Annotated in this window: 22 protein-coding genes; 6 read left to right on the top strand and 16 right to left on the bottom strand. The window is 41.4% G+C overall.

Features of this window, described 5'->3' with window-relative positions; genetic code table 11:
• Nucleotides 1–5: 5 nt before the first annotated feature.
• From gloA2 to AC1XUE_RS16150, 5 genes are all read right to left on the bottom strand, one after another.
• Entirely contained in the window at nucleotides 6–395 is a 390-nt protein-coding gene (gloA2, locus tag AC1XUE_RS16170) for an SMU1112c/YaeR family gloxylase I-like metalloprotein (protein ID WP_483357023.1), read from the bottom strand.
• Between the two features lie 46 nt (nucleotides 396–441).
• Nucleotides 442–1,626, bottom strand: coding sequence for an acyltransferase family protein (locus AC1XUE_RS16165; protein WP_483357022.1), 1,185 nt, complete (start codon nucleotides 1,624–1,626; stop codon nucleotides 442–444).
• A 133-nt stretch (nucleotides 1,627–1,759) separates the two neighbouring features.
• Nucleotides 1,760–3,478: a GMC oxidoreductase gene (locus tag AC1XUE_RS16160; RefSeq protein ID WP_483357021.1), complete on the bottom strand. Its 1,719-nt coding sequence runs from the start codon at nucleotides 3,476–3,478 to the stop codon at nucleotides 1,760–1,762.
• 92 nt (nucleotides 3,479–3,570) lie between these two features.
• Nucleotides 3,571–4,170 (bottom strand): gluconate 2-dehydrogenase subunit 3 family protein, encoded by a 600-nt coding sequence (locus tag AC1XUE_RS16155; RefSeq protein WP_483357020.1) that lies wholly within the window; start codon nucleotides 4,168–4,170, stop codon nucleotides 3,571–3,573.
• A 238-nt stretch (nucleotides 4,171–4,408) separates the two neighbouring features.
• Nucleotides 4,409–5,479 (bottom strand): acyl transferase, encoded by a 1,071-nt coding sequence (locus AC1XUE_RS16150; RefSeq protein WP_483357019.1) that lies wholly within the window; start codon nucleotides 5,477–5,479, stop codon nucleotides 4,409–4,411.
• Nucleotides 5,480–5,590: 111 nt separating this feature from the next.
• Between AC1XUE_RS16150 and AC1XUE_RS16145 the strand changes: the two genes are divergently transcribed.
• Nucleotides 5,591–6,166 (top strand): hypothetical protein, encoded by a 576-nt coding sequence (locus tag AC1XUE_RS16145; RefSeq protein WP_483357018.1) that lies wholly within the window; start codon nucleotides 5,591–5,593, stop codon nucleotides 6,164–6,166.
• Between the two features lie 5 nt (nucleotides 6,167–6,171).
• Here AC1XUE_RS16145 and AC1XUE_RS16140 read toward each other — a convergent pair whose 3' ends face one another.
• On the bottom strand, nucleotides 6,172–7,458 hold the full coding sequence (locus AC1XUE_RS16140) for a sensor histidine kinase (RefSeq protein ID WP_483357017.1): 1,287 nt from the start codon (nucleotides 7,456–7,458) through the stop codon (nucleotides 6,172–6,174).
• A 342-nt stretch (nucleotides 7,459–7,800) separates the two neighbouring features.
• Here AC1XUE_RS16140 and hemA point away from each other — a divergent pair, with 342 nt between their 5' ends.
• Nucleotides 7,801–9,060, top strand: a complete 1,260-nt coding sequence (hemA, locus tag AC1XUE_RS16135; RefSeq protein ID WP_483357016.1) for a glutamyl-tRNA reductase — start codon at nucleotides 7,801–7,803, stop codon at nucleotides 9,058–9,060.
• 457 nt (nucleotides 9,061–9,517) lie between these two features.
• Here hemA and AC1XUE_RS16130 read toward each other — a convergent pair whose 3' ends face one another.
• Nucleotides 9,518–9,748, bottom strand: coding sequence for a hypothetical protein (locus AC1XUE_RS16130; RefSeq protein WP_483357015.1), 231 nt, complete (start codon nucleotides 9,746–9,748; stop codon nucleotides 9,518–9,520).
• 34 nt (nucleotides 9,749–9,782) lie between these two features.
• Nucleotides 9,783–9,974 (bottom strand): hypothetical protein, encoded by a 192-nt coding sequence (locus AC1XUE_RS16125; RefSeq protein ID WP_483357014.1) that lies wholly within the window; start codon nucleotides 9,972–9,974, stop codon nucleotides 9,783–9,785.
• Nucleotides 9,975–10,250: 276 nt separating this feature from the next.
• On the opposite strand from AC1XUE_RS16125, the gene AC1XUE_RS16120 reads away from it, so the two are divergent.
• Together AC1XUE_RS16120 and AC1XUE_RS16115 are read left to right on the top strand one after the other, a co-directional pair.
• On the top strand, nucleotides 10,251–11,861 hold the full coding sequence (locus AC1XUE_RS16120) for a sensor histidine kinase (protein ID WP_483357013.1): 1,611 nt from the start codon (nucleotides 10,251–10,253) through the stop codon (nucleotides 11,859–11,861).
• Nucleotides 11,862–11,897: 36 nt separating this feature from the next.
• Nucleotides 11,898–12,650, top strand: a complete 753-nt coding sequence (locus tag AC1XUE_RS16115) for a LytR/AlgR family response regulator transcription factor (protein WP_483357012.1) — start codon at nucleotides 11,898–11,900, stop codon at nucleotides 12,648–12,650.
• 78 nt (nucleotides 12,651–12,728) lie between these two features.
• Here the strand turns inward: AC1XUE_RS16115 and AC1XUE_RS16110 are convergent, their stop codons facing one another.
• The 8 genes from AC1XUE_RS16110 to AC1XUE_RS16075 form a co-directional block, all read right to left on the bottom strand.
• Nucleotides 12,729–14,066, bottom strand: coding sequence for a DEAD/DEAH box helicase (locus tag AC1XUE_RS16110; RefSeq protein WP_483358002.1), 1,338 nt, complete (start codon nucleotides 14,064–14,066; stop codon nucleotides 12,729–12,731).
• Between the two features lie 176 nt (nucleotides 14,067–14,242).
• Complete coding sequence (locus tag AC1XUE_RS16105; protein ID WP_483357011.1) at nucleotides 14,243–14,893, bottom strand: porin family protein; 651 nt, start codon at nucleotides 14,891–14,893, stop codon at nucleotides 14,243–14,245.
• Nucleotides 14,894–15,088: 195 nt separating this feature from the next.
• Nucleotides 15,089–16,423, bottom strand: a complete 1,335-nt coding sequence (locus tag AC1XUE_RS16100; RefSeq protein WP_483357010.1) for an APC family permease — start codon at nucleotides 16,421–16,423, stop codon at nucleotides 15,089–15,091.
• Between the two features lie 40 nt (nucleotides 16,424–16,463).
• On the bottom strand, nucleotides 16,464–17,540 hold the full coding sequence (locus AC1XUE_RS16095; RefSeq protein WP_483357009.1) for a hypothetical protein: 1,077 nt from the start codon (nucleotides 17,538–17,540) through the stop codon (nucleotides 16,464–16,466).
• Between the two features lie 35 nt (nucleotides 17,541–17,575).
• On the bottom strand, nucleotides 17,576–18,490 hold the full coding sequence (locus tag AC1XUE_RS16090) for a hypothetical protein (protein WP_483357008.1): 915 nt from the start codon (nucleotides 18,488–18,490) through the stop codon (nucleotides 17,576–17,578).
• 14 nt (nucleotides 18,491–18,504) lie between these two features.
• Nucleotides 18,505–19,074 carry a phosphoribosylglycinamide formyltransferase gene (gene purN, locus AC1XUE_RS16085; RefSeq protein WP_483357007.1) on the bottom strand — a complete coding sequence of 190 codons (570 nt, stop codon included), beginning with the start codon at nucleotides 19,072–19,074 and terminating at the stop codon, nucleotides 18,505–18,507.
• Between the two features lie 117 nt (nucleotides 19,075–19,191).
• Nucleotides 19,192–19,887 carry a TapB family protein gene (locus tag AC1XUE_RS16080; protein WP_483357006.1) on the bottom strand — a complete coding sequence of 232 codons (696 nt, stop codon included), beginning with the start codon at nucleotides 19,885–19,887 and terminating at the stop codon, nucleotides 19,192–19,194.
• A 96-nt stretch (nucleotides 19,888–19,983) separates the two neighbouring features.
• Nucleotides 19,984–20,865 (bottom strand): geranylgeranylglycerol-phosphate geranylgeranyltransferase, encoded by an 882-nt coding sequence (locus AC1XUE_RS16075; protein ID WP_483357005.1) that lies wholly within the window; start codon nucleotides 20,863–20,865, stop codon nucleotides 19,984–19,986.
• Nucleotides 20,866–21,058: 193 nt separating this feature from the next.
• Between AC1XUE_RS16075 and bshA the strand changes: the two genes are divergently transcribed.
• Complete coding sequence (gene bshA, locus AC1XUE_RS16070) at nucleotides 21,059–22,195, top strand: N-acetyl-alpha-D-glucosaminyl L-malate synthase BshA (protein WP_483357004.1); 1,137 nt, start codon at nucleotides 21,059–21,061, stop codon at nucleotides 22,193–22,195.
• A 50-nt stretch (nucleotides 22,196–22,245) separates the two neighbouring features.
• Nucleotides 22,246–23,565, top strand: coding sequence for an NAD(P)/FAD-dependent oxidoreductase (locus AC1XUE_RS16065; RefSeq protein ID WP_483357003.1), 1,320 nt, complete (start codon nucleotides 22,246–22,248; stop codon nucleotides 23,563–23,565).
• The last annotated feature ends 72 nt before the right edge of the window (nucleotides 23,566–23,637 follow it).

Here is a 23,637-nt window from a genome sequence, read left to right as displayed (position 1 = left end):
TTGGCTTACACCTCGTAGAATTCTATTGGCAAATCGTCAGGATCAGAGAAAAAGGTGAACTTTCGCCCGGTAAATTCGTCAATTCTCACAGGTTCTGTAATTACACCTTTTCCATTGATGTACTCGATCGCATGTTCGATATTGTCCACAGCGAAAGCTATATGGCGAAGTCCACATGCCTCAGGACGGGATTGGCGCGCGGGAGGATCCGGGAAGGAAAATAATTCGATGCAATAATGACCTTGCAGGGAGAGGTCCAGTTTGTATGAATTTCTTTGTTCACGGAAAACCTCTCTCTCTATACGAAAGCCAAGAATGTCGGTATAAAACTGTTTTGATTTTTCGTAATCAGAACAAATAATGGCTATATGATGTACTGCTTTTATAAACTGCATATTTTTAATTGACTGGTTTGTTTTTCAAATATATACCTTCAATCAATCAGATTTTTATAAAAATTTTCTTCTTGTACATGCTTTGCAGTATCCAAAACTCAATCAGAAGAACCATCGTTCCGGTAACCAAATTCTGATAGCTGGTGCCTAAAAATTGGTTGTATTGAGATCCCAGATGTATTTCGAATGAATGTGAGAAAAAACCAGCTAGTGTATCTGCCATCACATAGGCTGCAATGGAGTTGCTACCAATCATGATTAGCGCAGTGAACCAGGATACCTTTTGTTTGAGATCAATTATATAATGAAATGCTGCAAGTAAAAGGAAGCACCACCCACCGCTGAAAAGCGTCCAGGCGGGAGTCCAGATTCGCTTCACGATAGGATTGATTCCAGTTACATCTGATAATATGGCTGCCGCAAAAAGAAAAGCGGCCGTAACGAGAAAGTTTTTAAGCAACGCATTTCCTGCACCAATTTTTCTGATCCACTGTCCGGCTATGAGTCCGAGTATCATCGTACACAGTGTTGGAATAAAGCTCAGTGTGCTGTAGCCTCCTCCATTGAAATGGAATAAAGATTCGCGAGGGAAAAGGTTCATAAACCAGCGGTCGAAGGCCCACGCAGCATTGGTGTTCTTATTCCAGTGCGCTGCGAATCCGTCCAGATGATGTTCCCAATCGGGAGAAACTCCTGCTTCCGACCAGTTAAAATCAGGGCCGGGTAAGGGATAAAGCGCAAAAATTAACCAGTAGCTGAACAGTATGGATACTATAGTAATGACTTGCACGCGAGTTGTCGAAAATCCCAATGCAAACAGAAAAGGATAGCCAAGTCCAATTTGAGTCAATGTATCTTCAAAAGTAAAATTGGTTTGCTCTTTATGCATTGAGCGCAGAAAAATCCCAAGAAGAATAAGAATGATTGATCGTCTCAGGGTATGCATCCACATCACATTCCGGCTTTGCATTTGCGATGATCTACTCGATATAGAAAAGGGAAGAGCGACTCCGACTAAAAATGAAAATGAAGGCTGGATCAAATCATGCAATGAGCAGCCTACCCATGGCACATGACTCTGTTGAAAATCCATAAACCGCCAGAAAGAGCTTTCTGGCAATGCTTCGGCGACATCTCCAAATCGTAATACTTCGCCCATCATGAGCAACATAACGAAGCCACGATAAGCGTCAACGGAAGATATTCGTGCAGATATGACAGAGCTTTTCACTTAACTTATTTTATTGAATGAGGTTTTCTATTGAAGTATTACCGCTACACCATGATGATAGGCTATACCTACAAAGAAAAAACCTCACCAGTTTTACCGGGTGAGGTTTTGATTATGATAGCTTGATCTTATATTATATATTCATTTTTTTCAATTCCTTTACAGCATGATCAGCAGCGCGTGCGGTCATGGCCATATAGGTAAGTGATGGGTTCACACATGAAGCAGATGTCATAAATGCTCCATCCGTTACATATACGTTGGTAGCTCCCCAAACCTGGTTGTGCTTATTAAGCACTGATGTCTTAGGATCATTACCCATTCTTGCCGTTCCCATTTCGTGGATACCGATACCAGGATGTTTTGACTCATCGTTGTATGGAGTTACATTGGTAAGACCTGCAGCTTCGAGCATTTCAGCTGCATCGTTCATCATATCCACACGCATTTTCTTTTCATTATCGCCATAAGCAGCATCAAATACCACTACAGGTAATCCCCATTTATCTTTTTCGGTAGGGTGCAGGGTGAAGCGGTTTTTCTCGTCAGGGATCATTTCTCCAAATCCTCCCAGGTTCATATTCCAAGCACCGGGCTCAGTAAGTTGCTTTTTAAAGTCAGCACCGAATCCATCCATACCTGCGCCACGTCCCCAGTTATCGCGGCTTGCACCTCCCTGGTATCCGAATCCGCGAAGATAATCGCGTTTGTCGGTACCCCAGTTACGGTAGCGAGGTACATATATACCATTCGCGCGACGTCCGAAGTAATACTTGTCTTCAAAGCCAGGCATTGTTCCTCGTGCGCCTACAGCAAGATGGTGATCCATAATGTTACGGCCAAGCTGATCACTTTCGTTACCAAGTCCGTTTGCAAAACGCTTGGATTTGGAGTTCATCAGAATAGATGCAGATGCAATGGCGGAAGCGTTAAGGAATATGATTTTTGCATAATACTCTTTCGACTCCAGCGTGTTCTGATCGATGATACGAACACCTGTTACTTTCTCCGCTTTTTCGTCATAAATCACTTCAGAAACGATCGCATCGTTGATCAACGTAAGATTTCCGGTTTTACGAGCAGCTGGCAGCGTGGCAGATTGCGTACTGAAATAGGCTCCATATGGGCAGCCTCTCATACACATGTTACGGAACTGGCAGGCAGCTCTGCCCAGCTCTGTGTGAAATCCCTGAGGCTGGGTTAAGTGTGCAGCGCGGCCCATGATCACATGGCGACCTGCAAATTTTTTCTCAATCTCTCCTTTTACAGCTGTTTCCACACAGTTCATCTGCATTGGCGGCAGGAAATTTCCATCTGGCAATACATCCAAACCATCCTTTGCTCCACTGATACCGGCAAACTTTTCAACGTAGTCGTACCACGGAGCTATTTCGTTGTAGCGTACAGGCCAGTCGATAGATATTCCGTCTTTTGCGTTTGCTTCGAAATCCGCTGCATTAAGCCTATAACTCTGACGTCCCCACAATAGTGAACGTCCGCCTGTATGGTAGGCACGAATCCAGTCGAAACCTCTTGTTTCTTTGTATGGATTTTCCTTATCATTTTCAAACAGGTATCTGTGCTCCTCGTTGGCTGTATAACCTGTTCTCATTCCTGCCCAGTATTCTTCCTTTGCTACGGTAGTTACACGGCCTCTGTGCTCCAGCTCCCAGGGAGCAAGAGTTGCAGTTTTATAATCTTCGATGTGTTTGATATCACGTCCTCTCTCCAGCATCAGAACTTTGAGACCTTTCTCAGTCAGTTCTTTTGCAGCCCAGCCTCCGCTTATTCCGGAACCCACCACGATTGCGTCGTACGTGGCTTGTTTTGTTGCCTTTATATTTAAATTCATGATGAATGATTTCAGATTTTATTGAATTGATTAATTTTTGAAATACCACATCTCACTATCTTTTTCTTCAGGTATTTCACCAATCTGGATAATTACATGGCCCAATTTTTCTGACCTGTCTTCAGGTCGATGCAACCGTCGTAACGACCAGGAACAGCTACATATTCAAGTGCCTGCGTAGCGCCAGGCTCTGAGGTGAAGTATCCGAGTAAAGTAAGTTCTTTCATCAGGCGGAAGAAAGGGACACCACCGTCGGTATATTCTTTACCTGCTTCCGTATATTTCTTTTTCTCTTCACCTGCTTTAGCCGTTTCCTCTTTAGCTGCAGTCTGCATTTCGGTAAGAATTTTTACTTGTTCTTCCGGAGAAGCTTTCAGGAAATCTTTTTTCTCTAGCTCGTCTAAGCCTTTGTTAAAGCTAGCCTGGTCTTTTTCCGGATAGCAATCCTTCAGCATCATCTCTATGAATTCACCCACTTTGGCATCTTTAGCACCAGGAGTATCTGTTTTAGGAATAATGATTTCGGCAACTTCTGAAACAAGATTTTTTCTTTCGGTAGGAAAAGGGAAGGTTATTCCGGTAGCAGCATCACCAGCTTGTTTGCAACCTTCCAAAAAAGCCAGCATGGTTGGGGCGGAAAGTGCACCTCCCATCAAAAGTGCAACACGGCCTATTGCATCACGTCTTTTCATTTTAATATCACATGTAAGGTTAATAATCCCATAGTGTAATAATACATTTGATAAATGCAATTACAACAATTTGGCTAATTTAGGAAATATTATTACTCATTGATTTTTAGAATAATTCTATATAAAACAGAATGAGCTATATATCTGTGAATCAGTTTGCTGTAGTGATTAAAAATAAATTAAAGTTACGAGATGTTCATGTGACAGAAGCCGAAGGTCTTTTATTGAGTCGAATATTTCAGATTACCATCAGGTTGCAGCCACGTATATCTGAGTTATCAAAACGTCCCATAATGTAGAAAGAATCAATATCTTGTCCGAAGCGACCCAGATCTTGAGTTTCAATAAATGAACAGGTGTCAAGGTTGGCGAGATCAATCACGTTGACGCCACCAGTTTTAGAAGCAGTGATATTGTGGTCAAATACGGCGAAAGGATCATTTACATCGCGTAGAAGAATACGCATGGAGTAGCCTGGGTTGAAAATACCGTGTCCGTTTGAATATGCCTGAGAGAGCAGTTCAGTCATCCCATATTCTGAATGAATCACATGGGCACCAAATGCATGGGTGAGGATGTCGTGCACTTCTTCCCTCAACAATTCCTGTCTGCGACCTTTCATGCCTCCCGTATCCATTACATACAGATCATGGATAGCGGAAAGAAAGGATAAATCAGTATCACTTTCTGCCAGATCCAGCAGTGCAAAAGTAACACCCATAAGTAAAATCTTCTTTCCATCCGGTCGGGCAGACAGCGCGCGAAGACGTTTTAGCAGATCATTGATATTGTGGAGATAAAAGCCTGATAATTCTGAGTCAGTTTCCGTAATAAAGTGGTCCAGCATATACACCAGTGACGAATTATTTCGTTCCAGGTAGGAAGGTAGCAGCGCCAGGATATGGAAATTTTTCAGCGGGCCATAATGTTCTTCAAAAATTCGTTTGGAAACGGATGTATATAGGTCTGCATCGAAGAGCATGTGGCGACTTGGCAAAGCATATGATCCTCTTGTTTGAGTAGTACCGCTGCTTTCAAAAGTTACAACCGGATCAGTTAAGGGGCCAGTTGCAATCGCATGTTGCTTGAAAAACTGAATGGGCAGAAATGGTATCTCTGTCAGTTCCTTAACACGGGAAACGTCAACTTTCAGATTGTTGAGGTATTGATTGTAAACCGGATTATTGGCTGCCTGAAATTGGAAAATCTGCAAAGCCAGGTCAGAAAAGCCGGAAGGTTTCAGCTCTATGATTTGTTGACGTAAATGGTTACGTTGTTCTGAAAAAGATTTGTTGCTTGACAATTTCAATACTGTTACTTTCGTGTTTGAAGGACAAAGTTAGATGTAGAAAGTCAGAAATGCGAAACAGCGTATAAAGTTTACCAAGATCCTTTTCTTTCATATTAATGCTAAAAATGTATGAAGTATAAATTACCCGCCTTGTTGTTACCTGTGATCGCGTTAAGCGGATGCGTTGATATCCCCGATTTCAGCAATACACCTACTATATATTACAATGGTATCAGCCAGTTTACCGAAATTGATACGCTCGATGTAGGAACTCCGGCGCAATCTGTTCAGAGGTATGAAACTGTGATATTATCTGTCCGGTTTGAAGATGGTGATGGTGATTTGGGAGAAAATGTTCAGGATCTGCAAAATCCTGAGGTATCAGCTGCGTATGCCAGGGCTTCAGGATGGGGACTTCCCGCTAATTATGAAGCCGTTACTATGACAAAGCAACCAAATGGATCCTGGAATGAAGCGGTGTTTTCGGGGGATAGTGTGAACTTCTTTCCTGTGTTAAAAACAGATGGTAAACCGGGACCAATCAAGGGTGTTTTAGATATGTATATCAGAAATCCGATTGGTAATACCAGTGTAATGGCAGAGAGAAGATACAAGGTAAGAATCATCGACCGCGCTTTCCACATCAGTAATCAGATTGAAGTGCCGGAAGAAGATGCTGTTACAGTGCCGATTCCAAGAAATTAATTTTACTAATCTTCAATAACCTGGGCAGGTAGCACAATTCGAAAAGTGGTACCCTTGCCCAGCTCAGAGCTTTTGACGAACAATTTACCGGAGTGGTAATTCTCAATAATACGTTTTGCCAGCGTTAGTCCCAATCCCCAGCCACGCTTTTTCGTACTGAACCCCGGATTAAATATCTTGCTCATGTTTACTTTGGTCATTCCTTTTCCATTATCTGAAATATCGATCAGGATATGATTTGTATTTGGCGGAGCCTGTAAGGTCACGTTGATTTCTCCAATTCCTCCCATTGCGTCTACCGCATTTTTACAGATATTTTCCACCACCCATTCAAACAGGTTTTTATTCAATGAAGTGGTTTGTTCCGGAGCGAGTTGGTTATCAACCGTGAAATTCACTTTCGAAGAAACTCTTTTTTGAAGATAAGTGATAAAGTCAATCACAATTTCTGAAACCGGTTCTTCTTTCATTGTAGGTACAGATCCTATATTTGAAAAACGGGTGGTGATCATTTCCAGCCTTATCACATCCTTCTCAATCTCTTCTGCAATATAAGGCTCTATATTGGGATCACTTCTGAAATACTCCACCCATGCCATCAACGAAGACAGCGGCGTGCCGAGTTGGTGTGCTGTTTCTTTGGCGAGTCCTACCCATACTCTGTTCTGTTCCGCTTTTCTGGCAGAACTAAAGGCAAGATAAGCCAGATAACCAATCAGAAGCATTACAGAAAGCTGGATGGCAGGGTAATAACGTAGCTGCGTAAGCAAAAAGGAATTGCTATAATAAATGTAGCCTGTTTTACCCTTTCCGAGATCTACTGGTATTGGCGTATGTTCCTGCTTCATCACAGCCAGGTGCTCATCGATAATCTTTTCCTTTTGCTGTGGCGTAACATTTGGTGGATAGTCTTTCTCTATGGTCAGGTTAGCCTGACTGATGTTATTTTCATCTACATAAATAGCGGGTATCTGATAAAAATTTACAGCGTCCTGAATCACCGTCAGGATCACATTTACGTTTTCGTTAATATCAGTCGTTGTAATGGTACGTACCAGTTCAGCATAAAGAATTACTTCTCTTTCTTCCCTTTCTTCCAGCTTGTCTACCAGATTGTTAGTGTAGAATAAAGAACCTATACTCAGTACAAGCAGTATAACACCGATCATGTACTTGAGGAATATTTTCTGGTCATACACGTCAGTCATGGATCGTCTCAACCGGTTGCTGTTGAGCAATGCGACCGGATGCAGCCGGAATTTTGGTTTTTGTTTCGAGGTATCAGAATTCATTAATATCAGGATCTGATCGTATAGGTGTATAAAAACAAACGAAGTTACATCACTTCTGTTTTAATCTTAGTTGTAGTTTGTAATTAGCTGGATTATAGTTCTGACAAACAGTTCAATAATGATGACAAATATCTGTGCCGGATCGGCCATTGTGCAACTTACGGGATGCAAGATCAGTTTAAAACATGACAATGGTCATGAAAGCAGCGAAGTAAGCTCAGGAAATTTGTAAAGCAAAGTTTGGATTTATTTATATAATTTCTAAATAGACCTCAGGCCTTTCAATCACTTTCCTATTGTAGTTTTTGTGCCGTATTTTTGTAATCAGAATTAGAAACAGTGATGTATAATCAGTTCAAATCAATAAGTTTATCACACCGGAAAGCCCCTCTTGCGATAAGGGAACAGCTTGCTCTGAATGAGGACAGCGCTAAGGGTATAATGCTGCGTTTGAAGGATTTCTTTGATATTACAGACGTTCTGACCGTTTCTACCTGCAATCGCACTGAAATCTACTATTCTTCTGCTGACGACCTGAATGAGGAAATCATCAAGCTTTTGCTGATAGAAAAAGGTATTTCTGACGTTCAGCCGTTTTTAGATTATTTTGAGCAATTTTCTGCCGGCGAAAACGCAGTGCAGCACCTATTTGAGGTGGCTACAGGATTACATTCCCAGGTTGTAGGAGATATGCAGATCCCGAACCAGATTAAGCATGCTTATCAGTGGACTGCAGATCTGAACCTTGCAGGTCCTTTTCTGCATCGTTTGCTTCACACGATATTTTTTGCCAATAAGAGAGTTGCACAGGAAACATTCTTCCGTGATGGAGCAGCCTCGGTGTCTTATGCGGCTGTGGATCTGGTTGAAGGTCTGATGCCGAGTCCGAAAATTTTGGTGGTAGGTTTGGGAGAGATAGGAAGTGATGTTTGCCGCAACCTCGCACAGAAGCAGGATGCGGACGTTACGATTATCAACAGAACGAGAAGTAAAGCGGATGCACTGGCAGATGAACTTGGTTTCCGGGTTGCCGATGTATCAGATATCGAAGCGGAAGTTTCAAAAGCCGATGTGATCATTTCATCAATCGCACGTGATGAACCTTTCTTTACCAAGGAAATGATGGTTCGTCTGCGTGGAATGTCTTTTAAATATTTCATAGATCTCTCTGTACCGCGTAGTGTTTCTCCTGAAGTGGAGGAAATTCCTGGCGTTATGCTTTATACGATTGATTCTATCCGAAGCAGAGCGGACGAAGCTTTAAACAGAAGATTAGAATCGATACCTCAAGTTAGGGAAATCATTGATGAAGCGGTCTTGGAGTTCAATGACTGGTCTAAAGAAATGGTTGTTTCACCTACCATCCAGAAGTTGAAAGGTGCTTTGGAACAGATCAGAAAGGAAGAGCTAACACGCTTTACCAAAAATCTGAATGACGCTGAGCTGGAAAAGGTAGAAAGAATTACCATCAGCATGATGCAAAAGATTCTCAAATTACCGGTTCTTCAATTGAAGGCGGCTTGCAAGCGGGGAGAAGCGGAAACGCTGATCGACGTATTGAACGATCTGTTCAACCTGGAAAAGGAACAGATACGTCATTAATCTGAATAATTACTATGGCTTATATATGCCCCGCAGGACTTGTTCCTTCGGGGTTTTTTATTGATCGGTACTAAAAGAAAAGAGCGGGAATCTGTTTGAATCCCGCTCTAAGCATTACCTTACCCTCCACAATAATCTAGAATTTCTTTTCATTTTTTTCAAATGATCTTCATTCCAAATCTATGCTATTAAATATTGGTAACGTGATTACACGAACCAACACTAATATCATATATACGACGGAAAAGGTTTTTCAGATTGATAAGACTAAAAAATATTTCAGATTTTTTTCGTCTCGTAGGGTTAATGAGATTATTTCGAGAAATAATGGCCAATAGAAATGCAAATGTGGTATTATATCCAGATACTCATTAGTGGTATCCAGATCGCTGTAGGGAAGAAGCTATACAACTGAGCCTTTTCAGCTGTAATGGTATAGTGTTCATTTGTAGCCTTGTTAAGGATGTTGTGTTATCTGATTTTTACCTGCTGAAAAGCCTGTCCAAAAGCCTTCAATTATTTCATTTCCATGTGCATACAAGGCAAATCCCACCACGAAACCAAATCCGAATTGGCCTGCTAACGTCAACCCTTTACGGAATTTTTCGGGAAGATGAAGGAAATTTGTGCTGGCTCTGCTGATAGCTATTAAACAAAGGCTGATTAAAAGAATACTGATTAACATCATGGTAGCTGTATGTGATTAATGATTTTTTAAAAAATTACATGATTGCGTTTTCGGCATGTTGCGTATTTTCCGGTTCTTGAACGGAGCCGTTTTCAAAATTTTCCGTTGGAGTTACATTTACGTGAATGCCTTGTGGAGCTACCGGGTTGATTGCTTCTGACTGACAGCCAAAAAGGATAGACACTATAAATAGGGCTGCGAAAAATTTGATAGTCGTTTTCATCATTTTGTTTTGTTATATGTTTTTAAAAATTATGTCTTCACTGATGACCCGACAAAGGTGGCGTATGAAAACGGGGATCAAAATTTGTTTTGACCAATCCGGGATATGCCATGATGAATAGGAAAGGCGGCTGGATTAACCTGATTTTCAAAGGTATTTTGACAATTTTTACTGCGTAGACTAGCTTCGTCATGAATGATAGCAGGTTCATCACTATTTTTAGACTATCGGTCGGAACAAGCGTACTTTTAACCTATTCTTCTGACTCCAATTTTTGATATGACACGGTTTTTAAGTCGATACGGCAAGTCTGCTTTATTTTTGAGCTTATTCATTATTTTAGCGATTTTGTCGTCCTGGGATTATCCGGGGTACTATTCCAAATGGCTATATATCGGTTTGCCTCTCACCGTATTAAATGCGTTAGCACTTTATGCAGTGATTTATTTCTGGTTGTATCCCCAGTTCAGAGTAGGAAAGTCTCCCTGGAAAAGTTGGATCATGCTGGTTGGTACATTCATTGTTTTTTGCGGCACCTCTTATTTGTCCGGAATTGCCGCTGTTTCTGACGAGGAGTACATAGCTTCTTTTAAAGGAATGCACAATTCAATGTCAATGCCCTATAAAGAGGTAAGCGCGTCTAAGGTTAAAGCAGAGCTTTTAAGTGGCACGATTGTAACCGCACTTTATTTCTTAGGTATAAGCTGGCTGTTTGTATCCTGGCATAGAAAAAAGCATCTGAGAAAGCGCTTCACGCATTGGTGGAAAAAGCAATCTTTGAACACATCAGGGGTACATGTTCTGTACCTGTCAATGGGCTGGATTTTCTGGCTGTTTTTTACACTTTCCCCCGTATTGGTTAGTGGTAAAACTGTAGTTTGGGAAACGACACTGCTGATGATGGTTCCATCTATTCTCTTCTTTTATATCAATCTTAAGACGAGCTTCGATTTGTTGGCAAACAGCAAAATTCTTCTTGCGTTGCTGGTCACGCTTTGCTGGTGGGGTATGCTACTTTTTGTAAAAGCGTGCTGGTTTTTGCTGATTACGAAGGGGCTTGGGATGCCACCAATATTGGATGGAAAGGATGTGTATAAAGAGGTTGCCAAGGTAGGAGACAAGAATAATGTGTATTATATAATGGGCAAAGCAATCGGTATGATTGTGGCGTCAACAGCCTTCAAAGAGCTCATTATTCTGATGGCCAGTTTTATTTATGGTTATGATCGTACGATTACCAGATACCGGAAACAGCTGACTACTATAGCCGAAACACGGCAGCAGGAACAGCTTAGACAAAAGGAAATGGAAAAGGAAGTTGTAGATGCACGCCTCCAATCTTTGAAATACCAGATCAACCCTCATTTTTTATTCAATAGCCTCAATTTCCTTTACTCACAATCGCTTCCTTTGTCTGAGGACTTGGCTCGCGCTACTATGCTTTTATCTAAAATGATGCGTTATGGCCTGCAGGAAAATAGCGAGGAAGCGAAAGTTTCTCTGGCAGGTGAGGTAGAGCATTTACGAAATTTCATTGAGTTTAACCAGTTGCGGTTTTCGAACCAGTTACAGATCGACTTCGTCATAGAGGGACAAGTTGTCATTCGGCGTATTATGCCCTTATTGTTGATCACCTTTGTAGAAAATGCTTTCAAGTATGGAGAGTTGCATCAGACAAACTACCCGTTACAGATTCACCTCAAAGTAGATTCGCAAAAACTAACATTTTTTGTGCGAAACAGGAAGAGGAGAGGTCCTAAGGAAGATTCAACCGGAATTGGCCTGGAAAACATCAGCCGCCGGTTAGCATTGGGTTATCCGCAAAAACATAACCTTACTATCTCAGACGAAGAGGAATTTTATACAACTGAACTGACTGTTGAACTGTAACCGGACAGATTTAGATACTTATTTTACAATAATAATATGAACCTACGTTGCCTTATTGTTGATGACGAGCAAGCTGCGCTCCATGTACTAACGAATTATATTTCAAAAACTCCCTTTCTTGAATTGGCAGGAGCTTATACCGATCCAATCGCGGCACTTGACCTGATTAACCGGGAACAAATTGATATTGTGTTTCTTGACATTCACATGCCCGAAATCTCAGGTTTGGACTGGATTAAATTATTAAGAGGGAAGGCAAAGGTAATTTTGACGACAGCCTATAGCCAATATGCATTGGATGGTTATAATCTGGATGTTGTTGATTATCTGCTTAAACCTGTTCCGTTCGATCGCTTTTTGCACGCGGTCAGAAAGGTGCAGGATATAGTTGAGCAAAAAACATTTCCAGCGGCTGCTTTAGATCACACACCTGTGGCAGTGAACACGCCTCAGCAAGCATCTGATCACGTGTTTGTGAAGGTTGACAGCAAAATCATGAAAGTACGTTTTCAGGATATTCTCTATATTGAAGGGCTGGGAAATTATGTCAGTATATTTACAGAGACCGGCCGATTGGTTACACTTTCGACCATGAAGGAGGTAGAGGAATACCTTTCAGATTTGTATTTTATGCGTGTGCATCGCTCCTATATCGTTGCGTTCAATAAGGTAGAATACATTGAAGGAAATCAAATATTTTTAGGTAAAAATATTCATATTCCTCTTGGCGAAACTTATCGCGAAAAGTTCTTCAAAATGCTGGAAGAAAATATGATGAACAGAAAGTGAGTTAAGACTGATTGATTATCAATTGTTAGTTGTTAATGCGTTAACCATTAACAACCAACAGTTAATGAACATCACCGATCATTTTTTTGGTTTTTGGCCTGAGCGCTTGATGGGACGGCCGTATTTCATCATTTTTTCCGCTGCGTGGTCTCTTCGAACATTAACCTTTAGGTTTTTGGCAATTTTTTCATGGAAGGCCGGACCCGTACTTTCTCTCTTTTGAGGTGTCAGGTCAATGTTTTTCATGAAAATCTTTGGCTCTTCATCAGGAGTCAATATTTCCGAAATTTTGAGATCTTCAGGAAGAGGTAACACGGGAATTTCATACTGCATTAATTCCTCAATCACCTCACGGAATTCCTCTTCTTTTTCTGTAACAAAAGAAATTGCTTTTCCTTTTTTATCGGCACGGCCTGTTCTCCCTATTCTGTGTATATAATTTTCAGGAATTTCGGGTATATCAAAATTGATGACATGGGATACTTCAGCCACATCAAGTCCGCGGGCTATAATATCCGTTGCGATTAAAAGCCGATAATTGCCTTCATGAAATTGATTCACAGAGTTAAAACGGTGATTTTGATCTTTATTGGAATGTATGACGCCAATCTTATTGAGGTGTCCCAGTTCTAACTGGTTAAATAGCTGATCGGCCAGTTTTTTAGTAGCCACAAAGATGAGCACTTTACTCATTTCCGGATCTTTTTCCAAAAGGGAATCCAACAGGTTTACCTTAGTATAGAAGTTCGGAACTTTATAGGACGACTGTTCAATATTATCCAACGGTGTGCCTACGGGCGCTGCCTCTATACGCACAGGGTTGTTGAAGTAGGAATGCATCAGTTGCTCCACCTCTTGTGTAATGGTAGCAGAAAAAAGAAGGTTCTGACGTTTCTGAGGTAGTAGATCAAGAATATTTTTGAGCTGTGTCCGAAAGCCGAGGTTCAGCATTTCGTCCACTTCATCAATCACTAATTTTTTAATTGCCTTGGTTTTGAGCGATCCATTCATGGCCAGATCAACCAGTCTGCCGGGAGTTGCCACTACGATGTCAGCACCCTGTTTCAGTTCGGCCATTTGTACTTTAATGTTACCACCACCATATACGCCAACCGCCTGTAAAGTCATATATGCACTTAACTTTCTTACTTCTTCCACTACCTGAACAACAAGTTCACGGGTAGGAACGATGATGAGCAACTGCGGCAGCCGGTCCTTCGAGAAGCTAAGTTGGCGGAGAGATGGAAGTAAATAGGCAAATGTTTTTCCAGTCCCTGTCTGGGCAATTCCACAGACATCCTTACCGGACATCATCACAGAAAATACCTTTTCCTGAATGGTTGTTGGCGTTGTATATCCTAAATCAGAGAGTGCTTTTAAGAGGGGTTTGGTTAGATTCAGTTCTTCGAAAGTCATACCTATAGAATAATAATAAAGTACAAAGGTACTCGAATCTTTGTTAGCAAGGAATTCAAAGTGTTGCAGAACCTCAAAAAGTAGAAAGAGGATGCCTGAAGACATCCTCTGTTTTTATAGTGCATGAAGTGTTTATAGTGTATGAAGTGTATTCTTTATAGTGTATGAAATTGATCTTATCTGGTACGTAGACGTCCCGTATTTTTATTGTATGTACCAAGTGGAAAACTGACACCTGCATTGAATCCCCAGTTTTGATTGGTCATTCTGTTATTGTCTGCGGATACATCAAGTAGGCCGAGTCCGTAACGTGCATCAAGATTTAGCCAGATTTTTTCAACAAGCTTAATGTTTACACCAGCACCGAAAGTAACTCCCAAATCAAATGGGTTGTACACTCTTGGGCCAGACTCAGGATTCAGACGGTTCTTGTCTTTATCATGAGCTCCTACAAGAAAGTTTAAAGAAGGCCCTAAAAATAGTTTCGGACGAACCGGTGCGCCATATTTACCAAAAAAGAATGTGGCGAATAACGGAACCTGAATGTAGCTCAGATTAATCTCATTCGTCTTATTAAAGACTTGAGCACCCATCTGTGTGAATAATAACTGTCCCGTAAAGCCAAATCCGCTTTTGGAGCTGTAATTGTAGAAACCACCAATGGTTAAACCTGGCTTCCAGTCGGTATCTGTACCGATGGCGCTGGTGTTACCGCGGAAATTCGCAAGAGAAACTCCGGCAATAGGACCGATGGATACATTCTCCTGTGCTTCCGCACGGAAGATGGAAAATGTAACCGCCAGTAAAAGAATAATGCAATTTTTCATGTAGTTCAGGTTAAATATTACATGAGCAAAAACATCAATTTCTATACCACACCAGTCGATATAGCTCGAAAAATGCAATATGCTATTGATCAGGCCGATATGGGATCATTGCAATTTATAAACAATGGGATATGGTCAAAGATATGTGGCATGATATCTACAAATTAGAGGGAAATGTACCAATTTGCTATGAGATTATGTGCGGCTACCCAGCTTTTGAAGAAGGAAATAAAGGGGCGCGCCACCGAGAAACAATCCCCAGCCAACAATGGCAGATGATGGATCTGTGACGATCACATTCACGGCGATCACACAAAGAAAGAGAACGAAGAATGCCGGAAGCCATGGATAACCCTTCATTTTGAAACCTGTATGAAGGTCCGGATTGCCTGCTTTTCTTCTGAATACAAAAATACAGGCTGCAGAACTGGCAAGAGCGATGCTGTCAACCGACATCACATAATTAACAATCTGCTCGAAAGTATCCAGCATCAGCAATGAAAGCAGAGTGGTTACGATGAGAAATGTAAGCGCAAATTCCTGAACCTGTGTTTTTGAATTAACTTTTTTGAAAATTCCAGGTAATATGCGATCATCTGCCATAGCATAATACACCCGCGGAAGTGATAACATGGTAGCATTGATGAAACCCAGCACCGAAAGAAATATAGCGACTGAAAAGAATACTTCTCCCCATGGTCCGAACAGTGCCTTTGCTGTGTCTGCGGCGATCAGATTGGATGACTTTAAGCCTTCAAAACCTAACACACTGTAGTAGGCATAGTTGATAGACAGGTACAATGCTATGATCAGAAACATACCTAGTAGAATGCCCCTGGGTGTGTTTTTGACAGGATTTTTAATATCAGCACCAAAATTAAGTGTCTGCTGATAACCTCCGAATGTATAGAAAACAGCGATAAGACTTGCTCCAAAAGCTGCGAGCCAGCTGCCGGATTGGACTGGTGCCGCAATTTTCTCTGACGCTTCATGGGTGGCAAAAAATACTCCGGTACACAAAACCAGCATCATCACAATTTTTAATGAGCTCAAAAGATTTTGTATTCGTGAGCCGGATTTAATACCAAGCATATTTACAATATAAAAGAGTAGGAGTGTAATCACGGCTGTTGACTGTATTCCAATTCTTGTATGAAGGGAATCTGGTAGTAGTGGATTAATATATTCTGACCCGATCAGTGCTACGCCTGCCATTCCTGCACCATAGGTAAGAACAATAACCCAATTGATCATGAAAGAATACACCGGGTGAAACGCGGTCGATATCAGTTTATAAAAACCACCCGGAAAGTGATGGCGAGAACCAATTTCTGCAAACACCAAGGCACCAATCAGACTTACCACACCACCTGCCGCCCAGGCAAGAAAAAAAATATCTTCGCTTGCCGCCTGCCTTGCTACAATGGATGGTGTACGGAAAATACCTATTCCAATTACCAGGCTTACGACAATCATTCCGAGATCGAAAATTCCAATTTGCGGACGGATATTGCTGGCTGGTTCAGTCATATTGAAGAATTTATCTTTTTGTTTTCAATATAGGTAATAATTAATCTTCATCATCATCCAAATGCACTTCATTGGGAATCTGATAGGTTTTTAGATATGCTTTTAATACTGATGGAGTTTTCCACTGTTTAAAGACCAGCCTGATATTTTTTATCTCCGACTTCATTTCATTCACGTTGGAATTGAATTTAACAACGGCTGTGATGTAGGAATTAATATGCTGATAGGGCAGCCCGCAAAGTGCTGAGATTTCTTTCTGCACCACTTCTTTTTTTGCTTCCAGATCAGCAATTTGTAAAGACAGTACTTTGTTATAGTAGTTAAGCTGGTTTTTGGTTAGTTTTTCGAGGTGATCTTCACCGATCTGATCGAATTCGATTTGCAGTTTAAGTAAAGCCATCAGATCATTTTGCTGGTAAGCGACAGTAACGCGCTGCATAATTTCAGTTTTACGGACCTTTTCGGCTTCATCCATTTCCCGGTCAGGATGGAAGGCTTTCACCAGATCCATATACACCGTTCTCACGGATTTAGTCGTTTTCTGCTGATCAAGCTGCTGTTTAGCCTTTTGAATACGTTCCTGGATCTTACCAGCCCTTCTTTCTTCCTTATATCGCTGCTGATCTGCATCGTCCCATTCATAAAAATTCTCGGGGAATTCGACCGCAACGGGATTGTCTTCTTCCAGCAAGAAAGCAGGATCCGTTACTTTTTCCGGTAGCTGACTGGCAAGAGACAATGCTTTTTCAATATCAATCTCAGCATATTTGTTGTAAACCGTCTTAAGCTCATCGAAGCCATAGTTCGCAATCAGGTCAAAAGCACCTTCTGTAATAAGATAAGACAACTTGGTCAGATATATTTTCCGGTAAATGTCTGCCTCGTAGGTACGATCCATCAAGTGTATGATCTCAGCACGTATGCCCTGATATTCCATCACCAAAGGATTCAGGTCAAGAGGAATACGGCGAATAATTTCTTCCCGCGCATTTTCCAGTTCTGGAATCTGCACGTCAAGTTTTTCTATTCTTTCACAAAGCAGGTTGAACTCTTTTTGACGTTTGTTGAGATCTGAGGTAGATTTCCCTATGCGTAATAATGAAGCTGTATTTGTCATTTCTGGTAATTAATGCTGTATGGGTAACCGGGTAATTACAATCCCAGTTCCTGATAAGAGATGAGCGCTATGGCAACTACTGCAAGAAGCAATCCTACCTTATTATAAATATTAAGTCGCTCTTTATAGAAAATCCATGCTGCAAAAGAAGAAACCAGCATTGTAAGAATATTATAAACCGGGAAAACGTAGGCTGCACTATTGCCAAATGCAGCAAGTGCTTTCAGTAAAAAATACAGAGAGAGAAAATTAGGTATACCTAGGAGGAGTCCGCCTGCAACGCTTCGTAAAGTAAGATTTTCTTTATGAACCAGTATTTTATAAAGTAGTAAAGCTGTTCCGACCACGGCTGCACCTACGCAGGCAATGATCATGAAAACTGTTGATTGGCCGGGAAGATAATAGGTGGCGGATACATAATTAATCAGTGTATTATTGGTTCCGCTTCCCAAAAAGGTGAGTACTGGCAAAAGCCATAAAAGATAACTTTCTGAGTTATTTTGAGCTGCTACTGTTGTCTTTTTATCAGATACTTGCATGGCTCCCAGTGCCAGTGCAATGAGCGCGATCAGAAGCCCTGCGTAGTTAAGTGCAGTAAATTCTTTATTGTTATTCTTAAATATGAATAATCCGAACAATACAGGTATAACCAGAGACATATTTCCTGCCAGAGAAGCTGCTGTTACACTGACCTTTTGTGCCGTTAGTCCTATCAACATAAAGGCGATCACAAACATAGTTCCAAGTGCGAGAGTAAGTAATGTTCCTGGTGAGGTGGCCGATACCTGACTAAAAACGCCGATATCCGGTGTGAGCAGTAATCCTGTTGCTACACAGGAATAATAGTTGAATACAATGGCGTGAAAAGAGTTGATCTTATATTGAGGGTAAGCCCTCATAATCAGGTATAAGGCAACGGTAAATAATACGGCCAGTATAAAATTGATCATATCACTATGGTAGCTCAGTCCTGAGATAGTAGTTCATCCACAACCTTTGGAAAGTGTGTGTGTTCCAAAGCCTGTATTTTTGCTGCCACGTCGTCAGGAGAGTCGGAGGTAAGTACCTCACATTTGGCCTGGAATATAATGTTGCCTTCGTCGTAATGCTCATTGACAAAGTGAATAGTGATTCCTGATTCGACCTCTTTGGCTGCGACCACTGCTTCATGTACAAAATGCCCATACATACCTTTACCACCATATTTTGGAAGAAGTGCCGGGTGAATATTAATCATTTTATGCTCGAAACCATTCACCAGGTAAGTGGGGATCAGCATCATAAATCCGGCCAGAACAATCAGATCGATATTGTTATTCTTAAGTATTTCCAAAATACGTTCTGATTCGTAGAATGTTGTCCTGTCAAAAATCAGCACCGGAACATGCAGTTTTCGAGCACGGGCGATAACACCTGCCTGGGGATTATTTGTTAAAATGAATGTAACCTCCACATCGGTCCGGTCTGAGAAATAGGTTGATATTTTTTCGGCATTGGAGCCTGAGCCGGAAGCGAAAATGGCAATACGTTTCATTGATAGTAAGCGAATAATTGGAACAAAGATGTTTCAGGAAAGAAAGCATCTGGCAAAGCTATAAAAAAGAACGGCTCCCGATTCACCGAAAGCCGTTTTGTTGAGGGTAATAGGCTTTTAATAAATCTTTGTGAGAACGGAAGATGCTATTAATTTCCCTTTGCGATACGTTTCGGTTTTTAAGTCCCAAAGCACGCCGTCGGCGCGGTAGGAAACGGTATGCATATCGATTTTTATCTTTATTCCCATTTGGGTTTCCATCAGCATATCCGATGAAACTTGATGGACGTCGAATGTTCCCGCTGGTATAGTCAGCTTTTCCTGATCTCCCACAACGCGATTGCTGATCAGCATATTCATCGTCATTGTTAACGGGCCTGAAGCGCCTTCCCCTTTAAGGGTCGCATTTTTTAGTTTTTCGCCTGCTTTTAATTTGGCCGGATATTCTATATCATCTGAAGTGAATTTCATTTCAAAATTTTCAAGAGGTTTCATTTGTTCCTGACTGACCAGTGATTTGGTGTCCAGAGAAAGTACATTCCCCTTACAACGCATTTTATATGTATTCTTAATCTCAGATTTCCCTTTTGTGCTGAGGGATTCGAAATCAATTGTATATACAACAAAACCTCCTTCATTACTTACATCGGCAACTTTATAAATAAGTTTACCTGCGGCCTTTCCTTTGCCATCGAAATTCTCCATTTCAAATCCACTCCCGGCTTTCAGATTAAAACCCATGCAGTCCTGCGCATTTGCAAAGCGCACAATCGTCATGATCAGCAGTGATATAAATAGTATATTTTTTTTCATTTTTAAGCGTGTTTAAGTACCAGTGGATTATAAAGATAGGAGTTGAAATTTTGCGGAATACTAATCCTGTCAACTATTGAGCGAACGGCAACTCGATTACGCCCAAAGCATGGTGAGCAAGCCTAACAGCATGATGATTTTACATAGGTTGCTGATTTCTTTAAATTCTCTTTTTGTATCCGAACGGCCTAATTTGAACACCATATAGGCAATCGGAATTAATAGCAGTAGAAACAGCCAGATCAATACAGGATTATCAAGCACCTTCGCCATTAGAAACAATGTGAAGACAAACAGGAAGATGACCGTGTACAGAAAAGTGCGGGTTCTGGGTATACCCCATACGATCGGAAGTGTACGGCAGCCATGTGCCGCATCTCCTTTGATATCTTCCATATCCTTCACTATCTCCCTGATCAAAGAAATAAAGAAGGAGAAAACGGCATAGATGAAAACCAGGTGCCGATTGGCAGGAAACTGAACAGTAAGAATCAATAATGACAAGCCGGTGAGCAGCGATACAATAAAATTCCCTATAAACGCCTTTCGTTTAAATCTTTCCGAATAGAACCAGAGGAGCGTAATCGAAAAAACGTTAACCAAAAATATCCAGGGACTTACAAGCAGGCCAAGTATGGCTCCCAGTACATTGAGCACCTGATGAGCACCCATGGCCCAGCGTCTTTTAAGATAGCGACCGACAACAACGCGCTCTGGTTTGTTGACGATGTCTATCTTGATATCGAAGTAATCGTTGATAATATATCCGGCTGCGGCAATGCAGACTGTGGAGAGAGACAGCACAAACATTTTGGGATCGGAAATGATCTGCTTCCATTCGCTGCTGGGCCCAATCAAAAGAATTCTGGTGAAATATTGCGTTAACGCCAATATAACCAGGTTTGTCATACGAACAAGTCGTACGCTTCCAGCAACAAAATCACGAATGGTTACCTTTGAGCGTGCAGACGCATTCATTATAATTCTTTGTGAAATATGATTGAGAGGGTAAAATTATTCATTTTACCGCAGTATTGACAATTATTAGAATCTTTCTCATTCCGTTTGGGATAAATTGGATTTATTTTGTGTTAGTGATTTGTCATCAAGGGAAACTTAAAGGAGATATCTCCGTTTTTCCAAACATATCACCACGATTAGAACAAAATTTATGAAAATTGGAATTGTATGTTATCCTACTTTCGGAGGCAGCGGTGTGGTGGCTACCGAACTTGGTAAAGCGCTCGCCAAAGTAGGTCATCAGGTTCACTTTATTACCTATTCTCAGCCTCAAAGGCTGGATTTCTTTAACGAAAACGTATATTATCACGAAGTAAATATACCTACGTACCCACTTTTTCAATATCCACCTTATGAGTCTGCATTGTCCAGTCACATGGTACATGTTGTGCAAAGTGCTAAGTTGGATCTTCTTCATGTACATTACGCAATACCACATGCATCGTCGGCTTATCTGGCAAAACAGATTCTCGCCCAGCAGGGTATACATATCCCTGTTATCACAACTTTGCATGGTACTGACATTACTCTTGTAGGAAAAGACGAATCTTACGAACCTGTGGTCACTTTCAGTATTAATCAGTCAGACGGTATTACAGCTGTTTCAGATTCTTTGAAAAAAGATACTTATAAGCATTTTAATGTAACAAAGGATATTGAGGTCATTCCTAATTTTATTGATCTGAGTCGTTTTAATCGTCAGAAGAAAGAACACTTTAAGCTGGCTATCTGTCCTAATAACGAAAAGCTCATCGTACATACATCTAATTTCCGTAAAGTGAAGCGTATTGACGATGTGATTATGATATTCAATAAGCTGAGAAATCTGCTGCCAAGTAAGTTGTTATTGGTCGGTGATGGTCCGGATAGGGCGCGTATAGAACGTCTCTGTAAGGATCTGGATATGCTTTCAGATGTCCGCTTCCTTGGTAAGCTTGATGCCATTGAGGAAGTTTTGTCTGTAGCGGATTTATTTCTGATGCCATCTGAGTCGGAAAGTTTTGGACTGGCAGCACTGGAAGCACTGGCATGCGAGGTGCCCTTAATTACTTCCAATGCCGGTGGACTTCCGGAATTAAATCTATCCGGAGTGACCGGATTCTTAAGTGATGTAGGAGACGTTGACGACATGGTGAAGAATGCAGCTTATATTTTGCATGACGACAACCTGCCTACATTTAAGGCGAATGCGCTGGCAAGAGCGAAAGAATTTGATGTTGCCCGTATTTTGCCACATTATGAGTCTTACTATGAGCGTATTATCGAGAGTGCAAATGCGGTCATATAATTCGGGTATGGTTATTTTAACCGGCCCGATTGGAAATAACCTATAGATATATGTTACCTAATATTCCAGATACTAATTTTAAAAGAGTGGTGATTGTAGGTGCAGGCTTTGGTGGCCTGGCACTTGCACGTGAAATTGCCAAGAGAGACGACTTACAGATTGTTTTAATAGATAGAAATAACTTTCATCAGTTTCAGCCGCTTTTCTATCAGGTGGCTATGGCGGGCTTAGAAGCAAGTGCGATATCTTTTCCGCTACGAAAAGTATTTCAATCGAAAAAGAATGTACATATCCGCATTACAGAAGTACTGAAAATTAATGCGGATCGCCAATCTATAGATACCGAATTGGGAGAAATAACCTATGACTATCTGGTGATAGCCACGGGAGCTGTTACGAATTACTTCGGCATGAAGGAAATTGAAGAGAGAGCTATCCCCATGAAAACGGTATCTGAGGCGATTGGATTGCGGAATCGCATTCTACAGAACTTTGAGGATGCCCTCTGTGCCATCACGGACGACGAACGCGAGGGATTGATGAGTGTAGTGGTCGTAGGTGGTGGTCCGACTGGTGTGGAACTCTCCGGAACACTTGCTGAGATGCGTTCCTTTATTCTTCCAAAGGATTATCCGGAAATTGACTTTTCAAGAATGCAGATTCACTTGCTTGAAGGTGCCGATAAGTTGCTTGGGGCCATGTCGAAAGAGTCTTCCGAAAAGTCGAAAAAGTATCTGGAAGACATGGGTGTAGTCGTACATACAGGTCAGGTAGTTACCGGTTTTGACGGAAAGCATGTTGTTACCAAGCAGGGACTGAAACTGCGGGCTGACAATCTCGTTTGGGCAGCAGGTATCAAAGCCAGTCCTCTGAATGGTCTGAATCCTGAGGTGATTGTACGTGGAGGGAGAATAAAGGTAGATCGCTACAATAGGGTTGAAGGGTATGATAATATCTTCGCAATGGGAGATGTTGCATCAATGGTTGAAGGAAAGTGGGAAAATGGTCATCCTCAATTGGCGCAGCCTGCTATGCAGCAAGGGAAAGCTTTAGCGCGAAATGTCTGGAGGGTGCTGGATGGTAAGAAGGCAGTTCCGTTTGAATATAAAGATCTTGGGTCGATGGCAACAGTAGGTCGAAATCGTGCAGTAGTGGATCTTCCGTTTTGGAAATTTCAGGGCTTCTTTGCGTGGCTCACGTGGATGTTTGTTCACCTGATGTCTATCGTTGGTGTTAAAAACAGAGTACTGACGCTTATCAACTGGATATGGAGTTACGTAACGTATGATCAATCACTCAGGTTAATTTTACGACCGAAAGCGATAGCGCAGGTGGCAGACAAAGAGGCGAAAAATACGGTTGAAGTTTAGCAATGTATTCGTTGAAACACGGATTTTATCCGTTCAACTCCGAATTGGGTCTTTCAACAGGATTTGCTTATA

This window comes from Dyadobacter sp. HNCC25DJ187 (assembly GCF_056895255.1).
Note: the sequence above shows the minus strand (reverse complement) of the source record. Positions and strands in the feature narration are given on the sequence as shown.